Here is a 23,374-nt window from a genome sequence, read left to right on the forward strand (position 1 = left end):
ATCACCCGTGATGTTCCGGCTGCTGCCGCTCACGGAGGGGCCCGACTCGCCCGTGCCGGGCGAGTGACCCTCACGCTCAGGAGGAGCATGCCGACCACGGCAACCGCCGCCCCGCGGCGAAAGAAGACGTCCCGTCGCGACGAAGAAGCGCCGCTGATCCCGATCCTCGCGCGCAAGGTGCGCGAGATCGAGGCGAAGGCGCAGCGCGGCAAGCTCGGTCCCACCAACCGGGTGAAGTTCCAGGTGATCGCTTTCCTTGTGCGCGAGGAGCGCGCGCGAGTGAAGACTGATGCCGAACTGACCGACGCCGCCCGCGCCGAGCTGCTCAAGCGCCTGGACGGTGTCGCCACGATCCTGGCGAAGACCGCCGCACGTGACACGTCGCTGATCCAGCTGCTCGAGGCAGATCAGGCCACGAGCCCGGTCGCGAAGCGGATGCGCCGGGACTGGCTGCTCGAGTCCGGCGCCGAGCTCGCGCCTGAAGAACTCGTGATCACCGACATCGCCCCGGTGCAGACCACCGTCGTTCCGGCAGCGCTTGCTGAGCGTCAGGTGGTGCCACCGTCGGTCGAGTCCCGCCAGCTGGCCAATCCGTTCCTCGCGCCTGACCTCACCCCGCGCGCGACCACCCAGCCGCGCCGTCGGCTGGATGGCTGGGAGCTCATGGGCCCCCTGTACAAGTCGTTCGAGACCGGCGCCGGCGGGGGAGCGGCGACCATGGAGCTGCCGCCGACCCCCGAGTACGACCACATCTCGCCCAAGGGGCTCGAGGTCATGGCGCACCAGGCGCGGTTCGTCGAGGCCGTGCGCGCCGGACACCGCAGCTTCCTGCTCGCCGATGAGCCGGGCCTGGGCAAGACCGCGCAGTCGGCAATCGCGGCATCCGTCGCCGACGCCTACCCGCTGCTGGCCGTCGTGCCCAACGTCGTGAAGATGAACTGGGCGCGTGAGGTGCAGCGCTGGACGCCGCAGCGTCGCGCGACGGTGATCCAGGGTGACGGTGCCGACATCGACGCCTTCGCCGACGTCTTCATCGTCAACTACGAGATCCTCGACCGCCATCTGTCGTGGCTCAGCTCGATCGGGCTGAAGGGAATGGTCGTCGACGAGGCGCACTTCATCAAGAACCTCTCGTCGCAGCGCTCGCAGAACGTGCTGGCGCTGGCCTCCCGCATCCGGGAGCGCACGTCGAACCCGCTGATGATGGCCCTCACCGGCACGCCGCTGATCAACGACGTCGAGGATTTCGACGCGATCTGGCGGTTCCTCGGCTGGACCAACGGCGAGAAGCCGGGCCTGCAGCTGATGGACAAGCTCGACGCCACCGGCCTCACCCCGGCCGACAAGGGTTTCTACCCCGAGGCGCGCGACGCCGTGATCTCGATGGGCATCGTGCGGCGCAAGAAGAAGGATGTCGCCGCCGACCTGCCCGACAAGCTCGTGGCCGATCTGCCGGTGCAGCTCGACGACGAGTTCGGGCGCAGCATCCGTCAGGCCGAGCGTGAGCTGGGTGAGCGGATGGCGGCGAAGTACCGCCGCATCGTCGAGGCCCGCACGGGTGCCGCGGGAACCAGCCGCGTGCCCGCGGGGGAGATCGACGAAGACATCGTGCGTCTGGTCGCCCACAACGAGCTGGAGGAGTCGAAGGCTGCCGGCACCGGGGGAGACAACGTCTTCACCATGGTGCGCCGCATCGGTCAGGCCAAGGCGCAGCTCGCCGCTGACTATGCGGCACAGCTGCAGCGTTCGGTCGACAAGGTGGTCTTCTTCGCCAAGCACATCGATGTCATGGACCAGGCGGAGGCGCATTTCGCGGCATCCGGTATCAAGGCGGTATCGATCCGCGGTGACCAGTCCACACCTGCCCGCCAGCAGGCCATCGACGCGTTCAACACGGACCCCGAGGTTGGGATCGCGGTGTGCTCGCTGACCGCTGCCGGGGTCGGGGTCAACCTGCAGGCCGCCTCGAACGTCGTGCTCGCGGAGCTCAGCTGGACCGCCGCCGAGCAGACCCAGGCCATCGACCGTGTGCACCGCATCGGCCAGGACGAGCCGGTCACCGCGTGGCGCATCATCGCCGCCCACACAATCGACACGAAGATCGCTGAGCTCATCGACCGCAAGCAGGGGCTCGCCGGGCGCGCCCTGGATGGCGAGGCCATGGAGGACGGCAGCACCGAGTCGGTGCAGGAGGCCGCGCTCATGCACCTGCTGCGCGAGGCGCTGACGGGTGCAGCAGGCTCTTAAGAAGTTCGGTTCTTGAAGCCGATATGCTGGCCGATCGGCGTCAGAGGGTGAAAATTCTGCACCTCACGCACATTCGCGTGTAGGAATCGGCGTTTTCGAGTGTCACCGAATAGCGTCTGGTGTGGTCGCGGCACTATGGTCGAAGTCAGGCACCGTCGCCGCGTCCCCCCTCCCTCCGAACGTCTGAAGGCACAAGCATGAAGATCGGCATTCTCACGAGCGGTGGCGACTGCCCCGGCCTCAACGCAGTCATCCGCGCCATCGTCCTCAAGGGCACCAGTGCCTACGACATCGAGTTCGTCGGCATCCGTGACGGCTGGCGTGGCGTGGTCGAGGGTGACTTCTTCCCGTTGACCCGGCATGAGGTCAAGGGTCTCTCGAAGGTCGGCGGCACGATCCTCGGCACCAGCCGCACCAACCCGTATGAGGGTGACCGGGGTGGCGCCGAGAACATCGCCAAGACCCTGTACGGCCACCGCATCGACGGCATCGTCGCGATCGGTGGCGAGGGCACGCTTGCCGCGGCCGACCGTCTGTCGAAGGACGGCATCAAGGTCGTCGGCGTGCCCAAGACCATCGACAACGACCTGCGCGCGACCGACTACTCATTCGGTTTCGACACCGCTGTGAACATCGCGACCGACGCGATGGACCGTCTGCGCACCACCGGCGATTCGCACCAGCGCTGCATGGTCGCCGAGGTGATGGGGCGGCACGTCGGCTGGATCGCATTGCACTCCGGCATCGCGTCCGGCGCACACGTGATCTGCATCCCCGAGGTGCCGCTGTCGATCACCGAGATTGCCGCGCTGGTGACCAGCGCTCACGACCGTGGCCGCGCGCCGCTCGTGGTCGTCTCGGAGGGTTTCAAGCTCAAGGGCATGGAAGAGGCCTACAGCGACAAGGGGCTCGACGCCTTCAACCGCCCTCGCCTCGGCGGCATCGGCGACCTGCTCGCCCCGGAGATCGAGCGCATCACCGGCGTCGAGACGCGGGCCACGATCCTCGGCCACATCCAGCGCGGCGGTTCGCCCTCGGCATTCGACCGGGTGCTCGCCACGCGCCTGGGTCTGCACGCCGCCGACGCCCTCGTCTCTGAGGCCTGGGGGCACATGGTGGCCCTGCGCGGCACCGACATCGTGCGCGTGCCGTTCTCTGACGCCCTGGGCGAACTGAACACGGTGCCCCTCTACCGCTACGAGGAGGCGGCAGCCCTCTTCGGCTGAGTTGGGCGCTATCCCCGGGGCGCATGTCCCACTTTCCGCTGTGCGTGTCCCACTTTCTGCAGGGCATGTCCCAGAAACTGCGGTTATCCGGGCGGTTTGACAGCAGTTTTTGGGACATGGTCGTGCCGGATGCCGGCCCTTCGTCTCGCTGCGCTCGCTCAGGAACCGGGATGCCGGGTGCCGATCCTTCGTCTCGCTACGCTCGCTCAGGAGCCGGGGCGCCGGATGCTTCCGTGCAGAGTGGGTCAGCCCGGCAGACCCGGCCGCCATCCGGCGTCGATGAGAGCCCGGCGCACCATCGCTACGGCGCGGGTTCCATTTCCCTCGAGGTGATGGTTCAACACCCGCACGAGCGTCCAGCCCTCCTCGCGGATTGCATTCCAGCGGTCGGCGTCACGTTCGAACTGCGCGGCGCTCTCCGCATGTTGGCGTCCGTCGTACTCGGGCGCGATGCGCCATCTCCGATAGGCCAGATCCAGCCGGGCGACGAATCGATCCCTGCTGTCGGTGAGCGTCCACCCGGGCGTCGGCTCCGGCAGACCGGCGCGAACGAGAATCAGCCGAAGGCGCGTCTCCCGTGGCGATTCCACGCCGCCGCGCACGGAGTTCAACGCCGAACGAAGGACGCCGCCGCGCAGATCACCCATCGTTCGCACCTCGGCAACAAGATCGGCGAACTCGGCGAGCCCGGTGCGGGGATGGATCATGTGCTCCGCCGCCGCGACGAGATCTTCGTGCGACCAGGTCTGTCCGGCCTGACGCCACGCGCGCACCGGATGCTCGACAGGCAGTCCATCCTCTGTCACCTCCCACGCGGCCTCACGCAACTGCAACCGGTGTCCGACCGCCCCGCGCGTGCGGGGTTCGCGAGCGGGACGGTGCGCGGACACATGTACTCCCGGCTGGTAAGGCCACTCCGGCAGCGGCACGTTCAGCAGCGCCAGCGCGGTCTCATGGCTGAAGAACTGTCCGTCCCGCAGCCGCGGGGCATATTCCTGGCATCGCGCGCGCAGTTCGCTGGGGCTGACAAGGGATGCCGGTGCCCGCACCCCGTGAAAGGGCGACCGCAGGTCGCTGCTGCGCAGCCGGGCATCCGAGACGCCGAGCGCGGCGGCATGGTCGACGCTGAAGTACGGTCCGAGTCCGCGGGGGAGTTCCAGGTGGCGTCGCATCCGCCCAGTCTTGACGCCCGCTGCACCCAGCGGGCCGGAGACCCCGGCCAGTGTGGGGAACTCACGTTCTCGCCCCGTTGGTGATAACGAAGCGCAGTATCCTGTTCCCGCTCCTCCGCACAAACGGAGCGTGTCCCACTTTCTGCTGTCAAACGGCCGTCATGACAGCAGAAAGTGGGACAGGCTTTACGAAAAGTGGGACACGTACAGCAGAAAGTGGGACATGCGGGGAGGGGGGCCGGAGCCGGGCGATGCGTCAGGCGTCGGCGAGGCCCAGGACGTCGAGCATCCAGGCGAGCTCGAACGCGCGCTCGCGCCAGGCGTTGTAGCGGCCGCTCACGCCACCGTGACCGGCGGTCATCTCGCACTTGAGCAGCACATCCTCCGCGCCCGCCTCGCGCAGTCGCGCGACCCACTTCGCGGGCTCCACGTACAGCACACGCGTGTCGTTCAGCGAGGTCATGGCGAGGATGCGGGGATAGGCCACATCGTCGCGCACGTTCTCGTACGGCGTGTACGACTTCATGTAGGCGTACACCTCCGCATCCTCGAGGGGGTTGCCCCACTCATCCCATTCCACGACCGTGAGCGGCAACGAAGGGTCGAGGATCGAGGTGAGGGCGTCGACGAAGGGGACGACGGCGAGGATGCCGGCGAACTTCTCCGGCGCGAGGTTCGCCACCGCACCCATCAGCAGGCCACCGGCGCTGCCGCCCTCGGCGACGAGCTGGGCAGGCTCCGTGACACCCGTCTCGATCAGATGCTCGGCGACGGCGACGAAGTCGGTGAAGGTGTTCCGCTTGGTGAGCATCTTTCCGTCGTCGTACCAGTGCCGACCCATCTCGCCGCCGCCGCGCACGTGGGCGATCGCGAAGATCACGCCACGGTCGAGCATCGACAGACGCATCGGCGAGAAGCCGGGATCCATGGATGCCTCGTACGAGCCGTAGCCGTAAAGGTGCACCGGCCGCACCGTGTCGCCTGGCTCGCCGAACGAGCGCTTCCACACCAGTGAGATCGGCACCTGCACGCCGTCGGGCGCGGTCGCCCACGCACGGCGCTGACCATAGTCGGTCGGGTCGTAACCGCCGAGCACGGGCTGCTGCTTGCGCAGCACGAGCTCCTTGCTCGCGAGGTCGAGATCGAACACCGTGCCGGGGGTGACGAACGAGCCGTATCCGAGACGGAGGAACGGCGCGTGCCACTCCGGGTTGCCACCCACACCTGCCGAGTACAACGGCTCGTCGAAGGTGATCTCATCGACGGCATCCGTCGCGTAGTCGAGCAGACCCACCCGCTCCAGCCCCTCCAGCCGGTACTCCACCGTGGCGAAATCGCGGAACGCATCCACCTCGAGCAGGCGGCGGCCGGGAGTGTGGGGGAGGATCATCCGGCGTTCGCCCTGAGGATCGGATGCCGCGACCGACACCAGCTCGAAGTCGAGAGCGTCATCGTTGTGCAGGATCAGCAGACGATCTTCGCCGGCGACGACGGCATGATCGACCGAGTACTCGACGCCATCCCGGCGCGGCCAGACGACGGTCCCCGGCGCCGTGAGGTCGTGCAGATCGAACAGCACCTCCTCGCTGGTGATCTTCGACCCGACCCCGACCACCAGATACCGGCGGCTGCGGGTGATGCCCGCGCCGAGCCAGAAACGCTCGTCGGGCTCGTGGAACAGCTGCACATCGTCGGCCTGTGCGGTGCCGAGGCGATGCAGCCAGAGGGTGTCGGGGCGCCAGGCCTCATCGCGGGTCGTGTAGAGAACGGACTCGCCGTCGGGGGTGAAGAAGGCCTGCGCGGTGCCCACCAGCTCGTCGGCCCGCAGTTCTCCGCTGTCGATGTCGCGCACGTGCACCGTGTACACCTCGGAGCCATCGAAGTCGGTCGACCACAGCAGCGTCCGTCCGTCGTCCGAGACATCGAACGCACCGAGCGAGAAGAACTCGTGACCTTCGGCCTCGACATTGCCGTCGAGCAGCACGACCTCACCCGGCACAGGCACACCCGGCTCGAGCACCGGAGGCGTCCAGTCGCCGGGGCTTGCGGCGGTGCGGCACTGGATGCCGTACTGCGCACCTTCTTCGGTGCGGCCGTAGTACCACCAGTCGCCCTCGCGCGTCGGCACCGACAGGTCGGTCTCGAGTACGCGTCCCTTGACCTCGTGGAAAAGCGTCTCGCGCAGCGGCGCCAGGTGCGCCGTGCGCTCATCGGTGTACGCGTTCTCGGCCTCGAGGTGCGCGATGACCTCCGGATCATCCTTGGCGCGCAGCCACTCATACGGGTCTTCGAAGCGGTCACCGTGGTGCGTGCGGACGTGGGCGCGGCGCGCCGCAACGGGCGGCGTGGGTCGGGAGTCGGTCACCGTTCCACGCTACCCGAGGGCGAGTTGACCACGGCGGGGCAGGATGGGAGGATTTAGCGGGCCCGTAAACGGATATCAAACCCACGGTGAACTTTTCGTTCGTCACGCCGATCGCGTCGGCACCTTTCCTTGTCATCCGAACGAAAGCGAACGGTGGAAACCGCAGCCCTCATCGTCGTGCTGGTGATCCTGCTGGCACTCTTCTTCGACTTCACCAACGGGTTCCACGACACCGCCAACGCGATGGCCACGCCCATCGCGACCGGTGCTCTCAAGCCCAAGACCGCGGTGCTCCTGGCGGCGTTGCTGAACCTCGTCGGCGCCTTCCTGTCGACCGAGGTCGCCAAGACCATCTCGGGCGGCATGATCCGTGAAGACGAGATCAATCACTCGCTCATGCCGTCATTGATCTTCGCCGGGCTCATCGGCGCGATCACCTGGAACATGCTCACCTGGCTGCTGGGACTGCCCTCGAGCTCCTCGCATGCCCTGTTCGGCGGCCTCATCGGCGCGACCCTCGTCGGCGTCGGCGTGAGCGGCATCGACTTCGGCATCGTCATCTCGAAGGTCATCCTGCCGGCCTTCATCGCACCGCTCACAGCGGGCATCATCGCCTTCTCGGCCACAAAGATCGCCTACGCGGTCACGCGTCGCTATGACAACAAGCCCGACGGGCGCTCCGGATTCCGCTGGGGCCAGATCTTCACCTCGTCGCTGGTCGCGCTCGCACACGGCACCAACGACGCGCAGAAGACCATGGGTGTCATCACCCTCGCCCTCATCACGGTCGGCTGGCAGTCCGCCGCCCACCACGAGCCCCAGCTGTGGGTCATCATCGCCTGTGCGTTCACCATCGCGCTGGGCACCTACCTCGGCGGGTGGCGCATCATCCGCACCCTCGGCAAGGGACTCACCGACGTCAAGCCGGCGCAGGGCTTCTCGGCGGAGAGTTCGACCGCCGCGACGATCCTCGCCTCCAGCGCCTTCGGCTTCGCCCTCTCGACCACGCAGGTCGCCTCCGGTTCGGTGATCGGCTCCGGCCTCGGCCGCCGCGGCTCCACGGTGCGCTGGCGCACGGCCGGCCGCATCGGCATCGGTTGGCTGCTCACGCTGCCCGCCGCCGGCGCTGTCGGCGCCCTGGCGGCCCTGCTGGTGGTCTGGCTCGGCAACCTGGGTGTCATCATCGGCGCGGTGTTCGCGCTCGTGATCATCCTGGGCCTGTTCCTCTACTCCAAGCGCGACGAAGTCACCCATGCCAACGCGATGAGTGACGTCGCCGAGTCCGGGCGCGCCATCGACCTGCCCGACAGCCCGCCGCCGACCCGACGCCAGGAGCGCGCCGCGCAGGCCAAGGCCAAGGCGAAGGCGAAGGCCGAAGCCCGTTCCGCGAAGAAGGAGGATGAGCGATGACCGTCTCGATCGACTGGACCGCCTTCCTGCTCGTCTTCGTCGCGTCGTTCATCGGCGCTGTCTCGATCGTCTTCTTCTACGCTGTCGGCCTGCGGCTGCTCGTGCGCAGTGGGCGTGTGCCCGTCGTGAGCCCGGCCGAGTTCACCGACGCGATCACGGTGGTCACCGAGAAGGATCTGCGCAAGGCCGAGAAGCAGGCCGCCAAGGCGGCGCGGAAGAATCCGCTCACGGAGGGGCAGAAGCAGCTCGCCTACGCGGGCGCGATCGGATGCTTCGCGCTGTGCGCGGCCGCGGTGATCGCGGGCATCCTCATCATCGTCGTCGGACACTGATCGCGGGATGCTCCCGGCGCGACGCCGGGGGCATCCGTAGTCTGGGGTGATGATCGATCTGCCTCCGTTCGGTCGGCATCAGCCGGCCACGCACACGGTGATCCACCTCAGCGACCCGCATCTGCTCGCCGGCGGCGCACGCCACCCCGGCGGTGCCGACGGCGATGCGAACCTCGGCCGCACCCTCGACGCGGTGCGGCAGGTGCATCCGCGCCCCTCCGCGATCGTGCTGACCGGCGATCTCACCGACCTCGGTGAGACCGATGCCTACCGCCGGCTCAAGGCCGCGGTCGAACCCGTTGCGGAAGAACTCGGATGCCCCGTGATCTGGGTTGCCGGCAACCATGACGAGCGCCCGCAGCTGCGGGCGGAGCTGTTGGGCGAGGCGGCCACCGAAGAGCCGGTGACGGGCGTGTGGGATCTGGACGGCCTGCGGGTGATCGCCCTCGATACGAGTGTGCCCGGCTGGCATCACGGTGACCTCGACGAGGGGCAGCTGGCATGGCTGGCCGAACAGCTCGCCACGCCGGCACCGCACGGCACGCTGCTCGCGATGCATCACCCGCCGCTGCCGACGCACGTGCCCTTGTTCGACATCCTCGAGCTGCAGCATCAGGACGAGCTGGCCGAGATCATCCGCGGCACCGACGTGCGCGGCATCCTCGCCGGGCATCTGCACTATTCATCGACCGGCACGTTCGCCGGCGTCCCGGTGAGTGTGGCCTCGTCGACCTGCTACGCGATGAACGTCGCCCGCCCCGCCGAGGATGTGAACGGGATGGATGCCGCGCAGGCGTTCCAACTGGTGCACGTGTACCCCGACACGATCACCCACACCGTCGTGCCTGTCGTCGATGCGCCCACGGGCACCTTCTTCTCTGCGGAGTGGCTGGAGCGGATGGCGGCACTGACACCAGAACAGCGCCTCGAGGTGTTCTCGCGAAAGCCTCCGCGCGACACCGCGTAGACTGGTGGCATCCCCCAACTCCCCACCCGCCACCACCCACAAGGATGTGACATGGCCGCCGATGCGCCTGCCCTGACCCGCACTGAGACCGATTCGCTTGGCAGCATGGAGATTCCTGCCGACGCGTATTGGGGGATCCACACCGCCCGTGCCGAGGCGAACTTCCCGATCACCAAGCGCCCGATCTCGGTGTATCCCGATCTCGTGATCGCTCTGGCGATGGTCAAGCAGGCCAGCGCTCGCGCGAACCGCGACATCGGTGTGCTCGACCCCGAGAAGGCCGACCTCATCGACCGTGCCGCACAGCGCGTGATCGACGGAGAGTTCCACGACCAGTTCACCGTCGGCGTCATTCAGGGCGGCGCCGGCACGTCGACCAACATGAACGCCAACGAGGTGATCACCAACATCGCCCTCGAGCTGGCCGGCCGTGAGAAGGGCGACTACGCGTTCCTGTCGCCGATCGACCACACCAACCGCAGCCAGTCGACCAACGATGTCTACCCCACCGCGGTGAAGATCGGGCTGTCGCTGAACCTGCGCGCCCTGCTCGATGAGCTCGACCTGCTGCGTCGTGCGTTCCTGAACAAGTCCCACGAGTTCCACGACGTGCTCAAGGTCGGCCGCACGCAGCTGCAGGATGCCGTGCCGATGACGCTCGGCCAGGAGTTCCACGGCTTCGCGACCACCCTCGGTGAGGACCACAGCCGCCTCACCGAGAACGCGTCGCTCATGTTCGAGGTCAACATGGGCGCCACCGCGATCGGCACCGGCATCACCGCCAACCCCAACTATGCGCCGACCGTGATCAAGCACCTGCGCGAGATCACCGGCCTGCCGCTGGAGACCGCGAGCGACCTGGTCGAGTCCACCAGCGACACCGGCGCGTTCATGTCGTTCTCTGCGTCGCTCAAGCGCAACGCCATCAAGCTCTCGAAGATCTGCAACGACCTGCGTCTGCTCTCCTCCGGCCCGCAGGCCGGTCTCGGCGAGATCAACCTGCCCGCCAAGCAGGCCGGCTCCAGCATCATGCCCGGCAAGGTGAACCCTGTCATCCCCGAGGTCGTCAACCAGGTGGCGTTCGCCGTCGCCGGCGCGGACGTGACGGTGACGATGGCGGTCGAGGGCGGCCAGCTGCAGCTGAACGCCTTCGAGCCGGTGATCGCCCACTCGATCTTCCAGTCGATCACCTGGATGCGTCAGGCGATGTGGACCCTTCGGGTGAACTGCGTCGACGGCATCACGGCGAACCGCGACCGCCTGGGAGCGATGGTCGGAGCATCGGTGGGTGTTGTCACCGCGCTGACCCCGTTCATCGGCTACGCGGCATCCGCGGCGCTTGCCAAGACGGCGCTGCTGACCAACCGCAACGTCGCCGACCTTGTCGTCGAGGCAGGGCTGATGACGCGCGATGAGGTCATGAAGCAGATCTCGCCGGCTCGCCTCTCGGGCTTGGAGACCGTGACCGCCGCGATCCCCGTGATCGCCGCGGAAGACCTCGAGAGCTGAGCTCTCGCACATTGACGGCGGCCCCGGTGGAGATCCACCGGGGCCGCCGTTCTGTGCGCGCGGTCGACTGTGGGTCAGTCGAGGATGCGGCAGTGCGTGGTGAGGGCGCCGATGCCGTCGATGCCCACCGTGACCGTGGAGCGGTCGCGCAGGAAGATCTGCGGGTCACGTGAGTACCCCGCGCCTCCCGGGCTGCCGGTCGAGATCAGGGTGCCGGGCTGCAGGGTGATCGAGGTCGACAGGTGCGCGATGAGCTTGGCCACCGAACGCACCATCTGCCCGGTCGAGGCGTCCTGCACGGTGTGGCCGTCGACGACGGTCCAGATGTGCAGGTCCTGCGGATCGGCGATCTCGTCTGCCGTCACGACGACCGGTCCCGTCGGGGTGAAGCCGTCGAACGACTTGCAGCGCGACCACTGGGCCTCGGCGAACTGGATATCTCGTGCCGTGATGTCATTGACGACCGTGTAACCCCAGACGACATCCAGAGCATCGGCCTCGGCGACGTCCTTCGCGGGGCGACCGATCAGCACGCCGAGCTCCGCCTCATAATCGACCGACTCGCTGAGTGTGCGTGGCCAGGAGGTCGTCTCGCCGTGCCCCGTGAGCGAATTCGGCCAGAGCGTGAATACGGTGGGAGCGCTGTCGGTCTTCAGCCCCAGCTCGGAGGAGTGGGCGGCGTAGTTCAGCCCCACGGCGAGCACGGCGGGGGGAGCGAGAACGGCCGACGCGAAGCCGAAGTCGCCGACCGGATGCCGCGTACCGCGGCCGGATGCGACGGCATCCCGGATCTCGGCGAGCGCGCCGTCTCCGGCGGCGATGAGGTCCTGCAACGTGTGGGGGGCGGCTTCGACGAGGTCGGAGACGAGGATCGCGTCCTCACCGTCGATGACGGCGAGGTGGATGTCGTGGGACTCGGGAGCACGCAGATGAGCGAACTGCATGCTTCTACGCTACCGGGCGCGATGGTGGGGGTGGGGGATGCCGACCTCTAGGCTTTCGGTATGAGTCTTGGAGGAGGGCAGCCGCAGTACTCGCCGCCGCCCGGTCAGCAGCATGCCTATGGCCAGCCGCCGCAGCCGGTGTACGCGCCCACTCGGTTCCCTTCGGCGCTCGCGAAGCCGGAGGCCTACGCGCCCCCGGCGCCCGCCGCACCAGCCCCTGCGCCGGCGATCCCCGCGTTGCCGGTGCCGGTGCGCAAGGGACGCAGCGCGAGCATCTGGCTGTTCGGCGTGCTCGGGTTCGTGCTCCTCCTGCTGGCGGCGTACTTCGGCTATGCGCTGGGCGCCGCGGCATCCGTCGTGGGCATGGTTCTCGCGCTCGTTCCGCTCACGATCGTGCTGCTCGGAGTACGCCTCATCGACAGGTGGGAACCCGAGCCGAAGAGCCTGGTCGTCTTCGCGATCGCCTGGGGCGGTATCGCGGCAATCGGGCTGACGCTGCTGGTCGACCTCGCGCTCACCCTTGCCGTGGGCATGCGGTCTGAGTTCTTCAGCGCGGTCATTCAGGCCCCGGTGGTCGAGGAGGTCACCAAGGGGCTCGGTGTCTTCCTCATCTTCGTCATGGCGCGCCGCGCCTTCGACGGGCCGGTCGACGGCGTCGTCTACGGCGCGCTGGTCGGGGCGGGATTCGCATTCACCGAGAACATTCAGTACTTCGCCATCAGCCTGATCGAGGGCGGGGCGGAACAGCTCACGTTCACGTTCGTGCTGCGTGGCCTGATGTCGCCGTTCGCCCACGCCATGTTCACGGCGCTGACCGGCTTCGCCATCGGCCTGGCGGCCCGCCGCGGGGCCGGGGCCGGGGGAGCGTTCGGCGCGGGTGTGCTCGGTGTCCTTGGTGCCATCGCGTTGCATGCGTTCTGGAACGGCTCATCGATGATCGGCGACTTCTTCGTGCTGTACATCACCGCCCAGATTCCCCTGTTCGTCGGATTCATCTTCGCCATCGTCGCGTTGCGCCGCGAAGAAGCGCGCCTGACGCAGCAGCGTCTGGGGGAGTACGCGACCGCAGGCTGGTTCACCCCTGAAGAGGTCACCATGCTCGCCACCCCTGCCGGACGCAAGGTGGGGATGCGGTGGGCGGCGGGGCTTCGCGGCGATCGCAGCGCGCTGATGAAGTCGTTCATCAAAGACGCGACCGATCTGGCCGCCGTGCGGCAGCGTGCCGTCAGCGGCGGAGACCCGCACGCGGCATCCGACGAGCAGGTGCTGTTGGTACGCACCCGAGCGACGCGCGCGGCCCTCCTGGCCTACTGAGGCAGCGGGCGCCGGGCGCTGGCCCTGGACAGACTCAACGCCCGGTGCTGCGGCGATGCCTGCATGACTCCCGGGCGTTGAGTTGGTACACCAATAGGGTGCACCCGCACCCGACGAGTGTCAAGGGTTCAGATCAGAGATCCTCGACGATGACATCCAGCGCAACGCCGTCGCAGGCGATACGGGGGAGAGCGGCGAGGCGACCCCCGCGCACTGAATCACCCGTGGCCGTGCGCGGGTCGGTCGAGACGACGACGCGCCCCACCCCGTTGACGAGCGTGACCTGCTGGCCGAGCTCGGCAAAACGAGGGGTGAGCTCTCGCTCGACCTCCGACACCAGCAGATCCAGGCCTGCCACACCGATCCTCGTGCCGTCGACCGTGGCAGGAACCGCAACGGTGATCGTGTACTCGTCGCTGCACAGGTAGTCGACGTACGGCCCCGCGACATGCGGGATGCCGGTGCTCATCGGCACGCGATACCACTCGAGTTCGCTGTAGTCGATGTGCTCCTTGTTCACCGACTGCGAGGCCAGCACGAGCTGACGGCGATCATCCCCCTGCCACCAGGCGAGGTGACTGTGCGCGTCAGCGAGCAGATCGATCGCCGCGATGAAGCCTGCACCGTAGACGGGCGCGTCCGGCAGGTCGAGCGTGCGCAGCGCGTGCGGCTCGACCAGGGCGTCGAGCCGGGCGCGGGTGAGGGCACCGGTCTGCTGCACCTCGGCGACCTGCGCCGCGAAGGGACCCACCCACTCCAGCAGCGTGCGGATGGGTGAGCCGAAGTAGTCGGTGACGATGCGCGCAGCGCTCGCCGGGGCGGTGGTTGTGGTGCTCATCGCGTCCTCCAGTGCACGTCGATGGGGGTGTCGGGTAAAGCGGGTGTCTAGGGTGAGCTAGCTGCAGAGGCCTGCAGGGCGATCAGCTCGTCGATGACCTGGGTGACCATCTGCTCGGTCAGGGTTGCCGCCGCATCCGCGTCGGCCGCGTCGACGGCATCGATGATCGCGCGCAGGTGCGCACACTGGGCGGTCTGCCCGTCAGCGCCGGGCGCCACCAGACGCAGATACGGTGAGAACTCCGCCTGAAGCTTCATCTGCTCGCGGGTGAGGCGCGCGGACTGGCTGAGGGCGACAAGCTCGACGAGGGCGTCGTCCAGCAGGCGGCGCTGAAGCTCGGGTTCGAGCGTCTCGAGACGTTCCAAGCGTCTGCGCACGATCTGCGTTTCGCTCTGGTCTGCTCTGCGCGCCGCCATGCGCAGGGCCGCAGCGGTGATCGCCGAGTAATGGGCGCCCAGATCACGCAATGCGAGACGGGAGGTGGCGCGTACTGCGGCCAGCGCATAGGCGAGAGGGTCGGCGTCGTCGATGACGAAGCTGCCGCCGTTGCGGCCACGGCGGGTGACGATCAGGCCCCGTCCGCGCAAGGCCAGCAGTGCCTCGCGCACGGTGACAGGAGCGACGCCGAAACTGCGCGCCAGGTCGGACTCGGAGGGGAGACGCTCACCGGCACGCAGATGTCCGCGATGGATGGCATCCACGAGCCTGCGCTCGACGAGCTCTGCTCGCCCCTCGTCGCCGATCGGCTGGAACAGGGCGCCTTCGAGGCGATGCGGCTGGCTGGGGCGCGCGTCGGACAGATGCGGCCGAGGCGCGCTCTGGGTCGTCAGCGGGTCCATTCCGTGATTCTTCCACTCCCTCGGCGAATCTTCGTGCGCCGCGCTTGAAATATGTCATCTGGTTTTATATGTTTAGCAAACCTTCCCTCGTTCGACGATGATCCAGAGGAGCACCCGATGCCTGCTGCCGCACCCGCCGCACCCGCCATGGAGTCTGCTGCCGCCCCCGGCAGCGTCTCCCTGCAAGGGCTGACGAAGTCCTTCGGGGAGTTCACCGCTGTGCGCGATCTCGACCTCGACGTCGCCCCGGGGGAGTTCGTGTCGATGCTCGGGCCATCAGGCTCGGGAAAGACCACCGTGCTTCGCGTCATCGCGGGCTTCGAAGAGGCCACCGCCGGAGTGGTTCGGCTCTCGGGCGTCGATGTCACTCGCACGCCACCACATGCGCGCCAGGTGAACACCGTCTTCCAGGACTACGCGCTGTTCCCGCACATGACCATCGCCGAGAACGTCGGTTACGGGCTCACGGTGAAGGGCACCAGCAAGGCGGAGCGGGTCGCCGCCGTCGAGGAGTCTCTGCGCCGCGTGCGCCTCGAGCACGTCGCCGATCGCCTGCCGCATCAGCTCTCCGGCGGTCAGCGCCAGCGCATCGCGCTCGCCCGCGCACTCATCCTCCGTCCGCAGGTGCTGCTGCTCGACGAGCCACTCGGAGCGCTCGACAAACAGCTGCGCGAGCACATGCAGATCGAGCTCAAGCAGATCCAGCGCGAGGTGGGCATCACCTTCATCTTCGTCACGCACGACCAGGAGGAGGCGCTCACTCTCAGTGACCGGGTCGCCGTCTTCAACAACGGTCGCATCGAGCAGGTCGGTGCGGCCCGTGAGGTCTATGAGAACCCGCAGACCGAGTTCGTGGCGCGTTTCCTGGGCCTGTCCAACCTCGTCGAGGGGTCGCTCGCCGAGGAGCTCACCGGCGATCGTCGCACCATGAGCATCCGCCCTGAGCGGGTACGGATGCAGCCGGCGGATGCGCCAGTGACCGACGGGGATGTCGCGCTCGCCGGAACGGTGAGCGAACTCGTCTACACCGGACCCACCACGCGCTACCTCGTGGCGACCGATGCCGGCCTCGACGTCCTCGCTGAGCAGCCCAACTCCCACCACGCGGCCTCAGCCGGCGCCTTCGCCCGTGGCGATCGCGTGCGCGTGGCGTGGGCGCCGTCCGAGGCTGCCCGCCTTCCCTGAACCACCCATCCGCATCACACCAGCAGCACAGATCACAAAGGAGCGATCCCATGCGTAAGAAGATCCTCGCCGTCACGGCGATGGCGGCTGTCGCCGTCCTCGGCCTCTCGGCCTGTTCCGGAACATCAGAAGACGCCACCGCTGAGGGCGACGGCCAACTGCAGATCGATGTGCCCGACATCCCCATGCTCGAAGAGCTCGGCGAGAACGAGGGAGAGGTGAACATCATCGCCTGGTCGGGCTTTGTCGAGCCCGCGTGGAGCGACGAGTTCACGAAGCTCACCGGCTGCACCGTGAACCGCCGTGTCGCCGGCACCAGCGACGAGATGGTGCAGCTCATGCGCACCGGCGACTACGACCTCGTCTCGGCGTCGGGCGATGCCAGCCTCCGCCTCATCGCCGGTGGTGACGTGCAGCCGCTGAACCTCGAGCTCATCCCCAACTTCGGCGACGACATCGTCGAGGGCATGAAGGGGCAGATCTACGACACGATCAACGGCAAGTCCTACGGCATCCCGATCGGCCGCGGCGCGAACATCCTGCAGTACGACAGCGAGGTCGTGACCGAAGAGCCCACCAGCTGGGACATCGCTTGGGAGGCGGACAGCCCGTACGCCGGCAAGATCACCGCCTACGACGCGCCGATCTACATCGCCGATGCCGCCGTCTACCTGATGGCGCACGAGCCCGACCTGGGCATTACCAACCCGTATGCGCTCGATGAGAAGCAGCTCGACGCGGCGATCGATCTGCTCAAGCAGCAGAACGAGATCGTCTCGGAGTACTGGTCCGACCCCGCCGCCCAGATCACCTCCTTCGCCGGTGGCACGACGGTCGCCGGCACGTCGTGGGAGGTGCTGCGCAAGCTCACCGGTGACGAGAAGTTCAAGAGCGTGCTGCCCGAAGAAGGCTCGACGGGATGGTCGGATGCCTGGATGCTGGCCGCCGAGGCCAAGAACCCCAACTGCGCCTACGCGTGGATGGACTACGCCTCCTCGCCCGAGGTCAACGGCGCGATCGCGATGAACTTCGGCATGGCCCCTGCCAACGCCGCATTCTGCGACACCAGCGACGAGGCCAAGGCGCACTGCGAGTACTACAACGCGACCAACGAGGAGTACTTCAAGAAGGTGTGGTTCTGGACCACCCCCATTGAGCAGTGCATCGACGGCCGTACGGATGTCACCTGCACGAACTTCCAGCAGTGGACCGACGCCTGGCTCACCGTCAAGGGCTGAGCCGCCGTACCCCGGGGCGGGGGAGTGATCTCCCGCCCCGCCCCCTCCTTTCAACGACGACAGGATCGACATGAAGCGCCGACTGCAGATCGCTGGCCTGCTGGCCCTGCCGATGACGTGGCTCGTCGGGATCTACATCTTCTCGCTGGTGATGCTGCTGATCACCGCGTTCTGGGTGACCGACCCATTCACCTCGAAGGTCAAGCCCGGCTTCACGCTGCGCAACTTCGAACAGCTCCTCATTAACCCCGCCTATGCCACGACGGCACTGCGCACACTCGGCATCGCCTTGGCGGTTACCGCGCTCGCCGTCCTCATCTCGGTGCCCCTGGGCATCTTCATGGCCAAAGTCGCCTCGCCCTGGCTGCGTGCCCTGCTTGCCGTCTCGATCACGCTGCCCCTGTGGGCCGGCTACCTGGTCAAGGTGCTGGCGATGCGCATCACCTTCACCGAGGAAGGCTTCTTCAACTGGGCGCTCGCGCCCTTCGGTATCAAGGGGCCCGGCTTCACCGTCGCGACGGTCGTGCTCACCCTGACCTACCTCTGGCTGCCGTACATGGCCGTTCCGGTCTACACCGCGATCCGCCAGCTGCCGCCGAACCTCTTCGATGCCTCCGCCGACCTCGGGGCCGGATCCTGGCGCACCATCCGCACGGTCGTGCTGCCGCTGATCAAGCCCGCCATCATCGCCGGTTCTGTCTTCACCTTCTCGCTGAGCCTGGGTGACTACCTCGTCGCCAAGTTCGTCGGCGGTGACACGCAGATGATCGGCAGCGTGATCGCCTCGAACATCAACCTCAACCCGCCGTTGGCCGCGGCCTTCTCGGTCGTGCCGATCGCGTTCGTCGTCATCTACCTGGTGAGCGTGCAGCGCACCGGCGCACTGGAAAGGATGTGACGGGCCATGCTGCGTCTCTCCCGTACCTCCAAGGTGATCCTCGGCATCCTCGTCGCCGTCATCCTCGCCTTCATGTACATCCCGCTCGCGCTCGTCGTGCTCAACTCCTTCAACGCCGCGCGGATCGTCAGCTGGCCGGTCGCCGAGTTCTCACTGGAATGGTGGGGCAAGGCGTTCACGAGTGAGCCCGTCCGTGCGGCGCTGCTGAACTCGATCCTCGTCGCCGCTGGCGCGACGGTGATCGCTGTCATCCTCGGCACGCTGGTGGCCTTCGCGTTGCAGCGGTTCCGCTTCTTCGGCCAGCGCACGGTGAACCTGCTGGTGGTGTTGCCGATCGCGTTGCCCGGCATCGTCACCGGTGTCGCGCTGAACAACACCTACAACCAGATCCTTGAGCCCATCGGCATCCAGGTCGGCTTCTACGGCATGATCATCGCGCACGGCACCTTCTGCATCGTCATGGTGTTCAACAATGTGCTGGCGCGCCTGCGCCGGATGAACCCCAGCATCGAAGAGGCCTCGAAGGATCTCGGTGCCACGCCCTGGCAGACCTTCCGCCTCGTCACCTTCCCGCAGTTCCGGAGCGCGCTCGTCGCCGGCGCGATCCTCGCGTTCGCGTTGAGCTTCGACGAGGTCTACGTGACGATCTTCACCGCGCCGCCTGGTGTCGACACTCTGCCGCTGTGGATCATGAACCAGATGGCGCGCCCGAACGAGGCGAACGTCGTTAACGTGGTCGCCACCGTCGTCATCCTCGCCTCGTTCATCCCGGTGTGGGTGTCGCAGCGTCTCTCGCGCGACGTCGCCGATCGCGGATGAGCGTGGCGGGTCGTGCCGTTCGCGGTCAGCGGAGAGGACGCGTTGACCGCGCCCCGCGCGCTCGGGTTGGATGGAGTCATGACTGATCGCACAAAGCCTGAGTTCGACGCGCCGACCGGCCCCGCCCCCACGGAGCTCGTCATCCGCGACATCATCGTGGGCGACGGCGCCGAGGCGAAGCCCGGCGACACCGTCACCGTCCACTACGCCGGCGTCGAGTTCGACTCCGGCGAGGAGTTCGACTCGTCGTGGGGTCGTGGTGAGACCATCGAGTTCCCGCTGCGCGGGCTCATCCAGGGGTGGCAGGACGGCATCCCGGGCATGAAGGTCGGCGGACGCCGTGAGCTGGTCATCCCGCCGCACCTCGCCTACGGTCCGGCCGGGGGTGGGCACTTCCTCTCTGGCAAGACCCTCATCTTCATCATCGACCTGGTCGCCGTCGGCTGACCTGAGCGTTCTGAAGACCCCCTTCCGCACAGCGCGGGAGGGGGTCTTCGACGTGTCGGGGAAGATTCTCGAAAAAAGTCCGCCGAATCCGGAATGCATTCAAGCGCATGTATGTTGTCAGAGGTGTCGCACACATCGCGGCCAGACTTTTGACTCGAGGAGAGACAGCAATGACCGAGATCCCCGGCTACCGTCCCGGCACCTGGGTGCTTGACCCCGCACACAGCGAGGTCACCTTCAGCGTGCGCCACATGATGATCTCCAAGGTGCGCGGCACCTTCGGCGTGAAGAGCGCCACCCTGATCGCCCCGGAGAACCCGCTCGAGGCCAAGGTCGAGGCCAGCGTCGACGTCACCTCGATCGACACCAAGGACGAGGGCCGCGACGGCCACCTCCGCTCGGCTGACTTCTTCGACACCGAGAACTTCCCCACGATGGAGTTCGTCTCCACGGGCACCCGCGTCGAGAAGGGTGACTTCTTCGTCGATGGCGACCTCACGATCCGTGGCATCACCAAGCCCGTGAGCTTCGAGTTCGACTTCGGCGGCTTCGGCACCGACCCGTACGGCAACTACAAGGCCGGCGCCTCGGCGACCACGACCATCAACCGTGAGGACTTCGGCCTCACGTGGAACGCCGCCCTCGAGACCGGTGGTGTGCTCGTCGGCAAGGACGTGACCATCAACCTCGACCTGCAGGGTTCGCTGCAGCAGGACTGATCACCGCATCCTCTGGACCCCGGGCCCGTCAGGGCTCGGGGTTCGTTGCGTCATAGGCGCGGAAGCGGGGGTGCGCCCGCACGAGCACGGCGACCAGTCCGATGATCACCAGGCCGCCGAGCAGCGGTGGGAACCACAGCGCGGTCAGCGTCGCGAGCCCGCCCGCGTAGAGCGCGCCGATGCGCGGTCCGCCGGCGACCACGATGATGAAGACGCCCTGCAGTCGCCCGCGCATGGCATCCGGCACGGCAGCCTGCATCATCGTGTTGCGGTAGATGGCGCTGACGTTGTCGGCGGCGCCGGATGCAGCCAGGGCGATGCACGCGGCGATGATGAGCGGCACGGCGGGGGCGCCTGTCTCGTCGGATGGCCAGAGCGTGGCGATGAGCAGCACGACCCCGAAGACCGCGATCGCGGCGCCGTACACCTGCACGGCCCTGGCGATCCCCCGACCATGCCAGCGGTAGTGCACCACGCGCCCCGAGAACAGGCTCGAGCAGAACGTGCCGACCGCGACGGCAGCGGTGAGGATGCCGGTGGTGATCGCTCCGCCGCCGAGCAGCACGGTGCCGATGGCGGGAAACAGCGCGAGCGGCTGCCCGAAGGTCATCGCGATGACATCCAGCAGGTACTGCATGCGGATGTTTCCTGCCCGCTTCAGGAAGTGCCAGCCGTCGACGAGCGACGCGAGTCCTGGGCGCACGGTGGCGCCCTCCGGATGCAGGGCGGGCAGGGTCCAGAGCCCCAGGAACAGGGCGAGCGTGAGCACCACGTCGATCGTGTACGTCCAGCCGTATCCCGTGAAGGCGACCAGGAGTCCGGCGACCGCGGGCCCGACCATGACGGTGACACCGAACGCCACCCCGTTGAGGGCGGATGCCGCGGCCAGCAAGTCCCGGTCGATGAGCCGCGGCACGATCGCCGTGCGGGTGGCCATGCCCACGGAGCCCGCGGCTGCGATGATCATGCTCAAGCCGTAGAGCCACCAGATCGTCTCGACTCCGAGCCAGGTCAGGGTTGCCAGCAGAAGCGTCGCGAGGAAGGTGACGGTCGCGGCGATCAGCGCCACGCGCCGCCGGTCGAACGCGTCCGCGAGCATCCCTCCGTAGAGCCCGGCGAGCACCATCGGCACCAGCCCGGCGACGGCGATCATCGACACGGCCAGGCTGCTGGCGGTCAAGGTGTACACGTGCAGCATGACGGTCACCACCGTCAGCTGACTGCCCACCCCGGCCAGGGTGGAACCTATCCACATCCGGGCGAAGGCGGGGGAGGCCTTCAGCGGGGTGAGATCGATGAGGAGACCGCGGGGGAACTGCACTCTGCGAGGCTATCCTGGCCGCGGTCATCGCTCGCCCTCGCGACTGGTAGACTATTGCGGTTGCCGTTCGATCGGCCGCGGATAAAGAGAGCTCACGCATTCAGCGTCGGGCACCGCGCAACAAGCAGAGAGGGGATCGAATCTATGGCACTGGAAGCAGACGTCAAGAAGGCGATCATCGAAGAGTACGCGACGCACCCCGGTGACACCGGATCCCCCGAGGTGCAGGTCGCAATGCTGACGCAGCGCATCAAGGACCTCACCGAGCACCTCAAGGAGCACAAGCACGACCACCACTCGCGTCGTGGCCTGTTCCTGCTCGTCGGTCAGCGCCGTCGTCTGCTCGGCTACCTCCAGGACATCGACATCGAGCGCTACCGTTCGCTGATCGAGCGTCTCGGGCTTCGCCGATAAGGCATTGCGCCCCTGCGTTCAATCGCGCAGAACATTCTTGAGAAGGCCGCCCCAGGTGTGGGGCGGCCTTCGTCATGTCTGGGGAGGACGGTCAGGCCGGCGCACCCACCAGATCGGCGTGATGAATCGCGGCGACGTCAGGATGCGCGCGCAGGCGCGACTTCAGCGCGTTCTCGCCATAGAGGGCGTGGATCGGGTTCGACGGATCGTCGCTCACGCCACGAGATCGTGCCGCGAGTTCGGCGGGAAGGTCGATCAGCGGCAGCCGCTTGTCCAGTGCCGGATTGAAGAAGAACGGGATCGAGATGCGCTCGTCGGGGGCCTTCGGTGAGACGACACGGTGGTTGGTCGCGCGCAGGTAGCCGCCCGTGGCGTACTCGAGCAGCTCGCCGATGTTCACCACGAACGCACCGGGCACCGGCGGTGCATCCACCCACTCGCCGTCTCGTTCCACCTGTAGTCCGCCCTTGCCGGGAGCGACCCACAGCAGCGTGAGAACCCCCGAGTCCTTGTGCGCGCCGACGCCCTGCTGTGGCTCGGGCTCGTGCGTGCCCGGGTAGCGGACGATCTTGATCAGCGTCGAGGGCTCGCCGAAGTGGTCGTCGAAGTACGTCGGCGATGCGCCCAGCGCCTCCGCCCAGGCGCGCAGCAGTCGCCGTGACACGTCCGACAGGGTGGCATGCCACTCGGCGACGACCTCGCGCAGCTCTGGCTGCGCGGCCGGCCACAGGTTCGGCCCGATCAGTCGGTTGAACGCGGGGCCGTCAGCCACTGGCGTGCGCTCGGGGCCGATGTCGATCTGCTCTCGCCAGTCGACCTTGCCCTGGGTGCGCTCCCCGCCGATGCGGGTGTAACCGCGGAAGTGCGGGCTGTTGACGTTCTCGATCGCGAGCTTCTCGGCCTCCGGCAGCGCGAAGAAGTCGAGGGCTGCCTGGTGCAGCCGTGCTTCGAGCTCGGGTGAGACACCGGTGCCGGTCAGATAGAAGAAGCCCACCTCGTGGGTGGCTTCGCGCAGTCGTGCGCGGAAGTCCTCGGCCGCTGCGGGGCCCTGGTCGAGCTGGGAGAGGTCGAGGATCGGAAGGTTCAGGTCTGCCATGTCTTGACGCTAGATCGGCTCGCGGGGGAGCAGGGCGAATATTGCACACCGTTACCGGCGTCAGGGCGACGACG

21 protein-coding genes are annotated in these 23,374 nt (G+C 67.4%); 14 read left to right on the forward strand and 7 right to left on the reverse strand.

Going from position 1 to position 23,374, the window contains the following annotated elements; all coding sequences use genetic code 11:
* Window positions 1-87 precede the first annotated feature (87 nt).
* Entirely contained in the window at window positions 88-2,247 is a 2,160-nt protein-coding gene (locus WDU93_RS08775; RefSeq protein ID WP_337319630.1) for a DEAD/DEAH box helicase, read from the forward strand.
* Window positions 2,248-2,444: 197 nt separating this feature from the next.
* Entirely contained in the window at window positions 2,445-3,473 is a 1,029-nt protein-coding gene (locus WDU93_RS08780; RefSeq protein WP_337319632.1) for a 6-phosphofructokinase, read from the forward strand.
* A gap of 245 nt (window positions 3,474-3,718) precedes the next feature.
* Here the strand turns inward: WDU93_RS08780 and WDU93_RS08785 are convergent, their stop codons facing one another.
* The gene (locus tag WDU93_RS08785; RefSeq protein ID WP_337319634.1) at window positions 3,719-4,645 is read right to left on the reverse strand and encodes an endonuclease domain-containing protein; all 927 of its coding nucleotides are present in this window, start codon (window positions 4,643-4,645) and stop codon (window positions 3,719-3,721) included.
* A gap of 256 nt (window positions 4,646-4,901) precedes the next feature.
* Window positions 4,902-7,010, reverse strand: a complete 2,109-nt coding sequence (locus WDU93_RS08790) for a S9 family peptidase (protein WP_337319636.1) — start codon at window positions 7,008-7,010, stop codon at window positions 4,902-4,904.
* A 153-nt stretch (window positions 7,011-7,163) separates the two neighbouring features.
* Here WDU93_RS08790 and WDU93_RS08795 point away from each other — a divergent pair, with 153 nt between their 5' ends.
* The 4 genes from WDU93_RS08795 to WDU93_RS08810 are packed head-to-tail and all read left to right on the forward strand — an operon-like array spanning window position 7,164 to window position 11,228.
* Window positions 7,164-8,420: an inorganic phosphate transporter gene (locus tag WDU93_RS08795; protein WP_337319638.1), complete on the forward strand. Its 1,257-nt coding sequence runs from the start codon at window positions 7,164-7,166 to the stop codon at window positions 8,418-8,420.
* The gene (locus tag WDU93_RS08800; protein ID WP_337319640.1) at window positions 8,417-8,752 is read left to right on the forward strand and encodes a peptidase; all 336 of its coding nucleotides are present in this window, start codon (window positions 8,417-8,419) and stop codon (window positions 8,750-8,752) included. Before WDU93_RS08795 ends, WDU93_RS08800 begins: the two co-directional genes overlap by 4 nt.
* Window positions 8,753-8,801: 49 nt before the next feature.
* On the forward strand, window positions 8,802-9,719 hold the full coding sequence (locus WDU93_RS08805) for a phosphodiesterase (protein WP_337319642.1): 918 nt from the start codon (window positions 8,802-8,804) through the stop codon (window positions 9,717-9,719).
* Between the two features lie 51 nt (window positions 9,720-9,770).
* The gene (locus WDU93_RS08810; protein ID WP_337319644.1) at window positions 9,771-11,228 is read left to right on the forward strand and encodes an aspartate ammonia-lyase; all 1,458 of its coding nucleotides are present in this window, start codon (window positions 9,771-9,773) and stop codon (window positions 11,226-11,228) included.
* A 74-nt stretch (window positions 11,229-11,302) separates the two neighbouring features.
* Here the strand turns inward: WDU93_RS08810 and WDU93_RS08815 are convergent, their stop codons facing one another.
* Window positions 11,303-12,172, reverse strand: coding sequence for a fumarylacetoacetate hydrolase family protein (locus WDU93_RS08815; RefSeq protein WP_337319646.1), 870 nt, complete (start codon window positions 12,170-12,172; stop codon window positions 11,303-11,305).
* 60 nt (window positions 12,173-12,232) lie between these two features.
* Here WDU93_RS08815 and WDU93_RS08820 point away from each other — a divergent pair, with 60 nt between their 5' ends.
* Window positions 12,233-13,486, forward strand: a complete 1,254-nt coding sequence (locus WDU93_RS08820) for a PrsW family intramembrane metalloprotease (protein ID WP_337319648.1) — start codon at window positions 12,233-12,235, stop codon at window positions 13,484-13,486.
* Window positions 13,487-13,619: 133 nt separating this feature from the next.
* On the opposite strand, the gene WDU93_RS08825 is transcribed toward WDU93_RS08820, so the two are convergent.
* Window positions 13,620-14,324, reverse strand: coding sequence for a cache domain-containing protein (locus tag WDU93_RS08825; RefSeq protein WP_337319650.1), 705 nt, complete (start codon window positions 14,322-14,324; stop codon window positions 13,620-13,622).
* Window positions 14,325-14,371: 47 nt separating this feature from the next.
* A complete protein-coding gene (locus WDU93_RS08830) occupies window positions 14,372-15,163 on the reverse strand; it encodes a winged helix-turn-helix domain-containing protein (protein ID WP_337319652.1) in 792 nt (263 codons plus the stop codon).
* A 117-nt stretch (window positions 15,164-15,280) separates the two neighbouring features.
* Here WDU93_RS08830 and WDU93_RS08835 point away from each other — a divergent pair, with 117 nt between their 5' ends.
* From WDU93_RS08835 to WDU93_RS08860, 6 genes are all read left to right on the forward strand, one after another.
* The gene (locus WDU93_RS08835; protein ID WP_337319654.1) at window positions 15,281-16,348 is read left to right on the forward strand and encodes an ABC transporter ATP-binding protein; all 1,068 of its coding nucleotides are present in this window, start codon (window positions 15,281-15,283) and stop codon (window positions 16,346-16,348) included.
* A gap of 50 nt (window positions 16,349-16,398) precedes the next feature.
* Complete coding sequence (locus WDU93_RS08840) at window positions 16,399-17,586, forward strand: extracellular solute-binding protein (RefSeq protein ID WP_337319656.1); 1,188 nt, start codon at window positions 16,399-16,401, stop codon at window positions 17,584-17,586.
* A gap of 70 nt (window positions 17,587-17,656) precedes the next feature.
* On the forward strand, window positions 17,657-18,484 hold the full coding sequence (locus tag WDU93_RS08845) for an ABC transporter permease (RefSeq protein ID WP_337319658.1): 828 nt from the start codon (window positions 17,657-17,659) through the stop codon (window positions 18,482-18,484).
* Window positions 18,485-18,490: 6 nt separating this feature from the next.
* A complete protein-coding gene (locus WDU93_RS08850) occupies window positions 18,491-19,303 on the forward strand; it encodes an ABC transporter permease (protein ID WP_337319660.1) in 813 nt (270 codons plus the stop codon).
* Window positions 19,304-19,381: 78 nt separating this feature from the next.
* Window positions 19,382-19,750 carry an FKBP-type peptidyl-prolyl cis-trans isomerase gene (locus WDU93_RS08855; RefSeq protein ID WP_337319661.1) on the forward strand — a complete coding sequence of 123 codons (369 nt, stop codon included), beginning with the start codon at window positions 19,382-19,384 and terminating at the stop codon, window positions 19,748-19,750.
* 170 nt (window positions 19,751-19,920) lie between these two features.
* Window positions 19,921-20,469, forward strand: a complete 549-nt coding sequence (locus WDU93_RS08860) for a YceI family protein (protein ID WP_337319664.1) — start codon at window positions 19,921-19,923, stop codon at window positions 20,467-20,469.
* Between the two features lie 28 nt (window positions 20,470-20,497).
* On the opposite strand, the gene WDU93_RS08865 is transcribed toward WDU93_RS08860, so the two are convergent.
* Complete coding sequence (locus tag WDU93_RS08865; RefSeq protein ID WP_337319666.1) at window positions 20,498-21,790, reverse strand: MFS transporter; 1,293 nt, start codon at window positions 21,788-21,790, stop codon at window positions 20,498-20,500.
* A 144-nt stretch (window positions 21,791-21,934) separates the two neighbouring features.
* On the opposite strand from WDU93_RS08865, the gene rpsO reads away from it, so the two are divergent.
* The gene (gene rpsO / locus WDU93_RS08870) at window positions 21,935-22,204 is read left to right on the forward strand and encodes a 30S ribosomal protein S15 (protein WP_055993247.1); all 270 of its coding nucleotides are present in this window, start codon (window positions 21,935-21,937) and stop codon (window positions 22,202-22,204) included.
* Window positions 22,205-22,295: 91 nt separating this feature from the next.
* On the opposite strand, the gene WDU93_RS08875 is transcribed toward rpsO, so the two are convergent.
* Window positions 22,296-23,300: an isopenicillin N synthase family dioxygenase gene (locus tag WDU93_RS08875; RefSeq protein WP_337319673.1), complete on the reverse strand. Its 1,005-nt coding sequence runs from the start codon at window positions 23,298-23,300 to the stop codon at window positions 22,296-22,298.
* Window positions 23,301-23,374: the final 74 nt, after the last annotated feature.

The organism is Microbacterium istanbulense, assembly GCF_037204145.1.
Classification (GTDB): Bacteria; Actinomycetota; Actinomycetes; order Actinomycetales; family Microbacteriaceae; genus Microbacterium; species Microbacterium istanbulense.

Coding starts and splice junctions, on each gene's coding strand:
- WDU93_RS08835 (WP_337319654.1), top strand. CDS start 15,281: ATGCCTGCTGCCGCACCCGCCGCACCCGCCATGGAGTCTGCTGCCGCC.
- WDU93_RS08845 (WP_337319658.1), top strand. CDS start 17,657: ATGAAGCGCCGACTGCAGATCGCTGGCCTGCTGGCCCTGCCGATGACG.
- WDU93_RS08805 (WP_337319642.1), top strand. CDS start 8,802: ATGATCGATCTGCCTCCGTTCGGTCGGCATCAGCCGGCCACGCACACG.
- WDU93_RS08815 (WP_337319646.1), bottom strand. CDS start 12,172: ATGCAGTTCGCTCATCTGCGTGCTCCCGAGTCCCACGACATCCACCTC.
- WDU93_RS08830 (WP_337319652.1), bottom strand. CDS start 15,163: ATGGACCCGCTGACGACCCAGAGCGCGCCTCGGCCGCATCTGTCCGAC.
- WDU93_RS08785 (WP_337319634.1), bottom strand. CDS start 4,645: ATGCGACGCCACCTGGAACTCCCCCGCGGACTCGGACCGTACTTCAGC.
- WDU93_RS08800 (WP_337319640.1), top strand. CDS start 8,417: ATGACCGTCTCGATCGACTGGACCGCCTTCCTGCTCGTCTTCGTCGCG.
- WDU93_RS08775 (WP_337319630.1), top strand. CDS start 88: ATGCCGACCACGGCAACCGCCGCCCCGCGGCGAAAGAAGACGTCCCGT.
- WDU93_RS08855 (WP_337319661.1), top strand. CDS start 19,382: ATGACTGATCGCACAAAGCCTGAGTTCGACGCGCCGACCGGCCCCGCC.
- WDU93_RS08780 (WP_337319632.1), top strand. CDS start 2,445: ATGAAGATCGGCATTCTCACGAGCGGTGGCGACTGCCCCGGCCTCAAC.
- WDU93_RS08825 (WP_337319650.1), bottom strand. CDS start 14,324: ATGAGCACCACAACCACCGCCCCGGCGAGCGCTGCGCGCATCGTCACC.
- WDU93_RS08810 (WP_337319644.1), top strand. CDS start 9,771: ATGGCCGCCGATGCGCCTGCCCTGACCCGCACTGAGACCGATTCGCTT.
- WDU93_RS08875 (WP_337319673.1), bottom strand. CDS start 23,300: ATGGCAGACCTGAACCTTCCGATCCTCGACCTCTCCCAGCTCGACCAG.
- WDU93_RS08860 (WP_337319664.1), top strand. CDS start 19,921: ATGACCGAGATCCCCGGCTACCGTCCCGGCACCTGGGTGCTTGACCCC.
- rpsO (WP_055993247.1), top strand. CDS start 21,935: ATGGCACTGGAAGCAGACGTCAAGAAGGCGATCATCGAAGAGTACGCG.
- WDU93_RS08850 (WP_337319660.1), top strand. CDS start 18,491: ATGCTGCGTCTCTCCCGTACCTCCAAGGTGATCCTCGGCATCCTCGTC.
- WDU93_RS08840 (WP_337319656.1), top strand. CDS start 16,399: ATGCGTAAGAAGATCCTCGCCGTCACGGCGATGGCGGCTGTCGCCGTC.
- WDU93_RS08820 (WP_337319648.1), top strand. CDS start 12,233: ATGAGTCTTGGAGGAGGGCAGCCGCAGTACTCGCCGCCGCCCGGTCAG.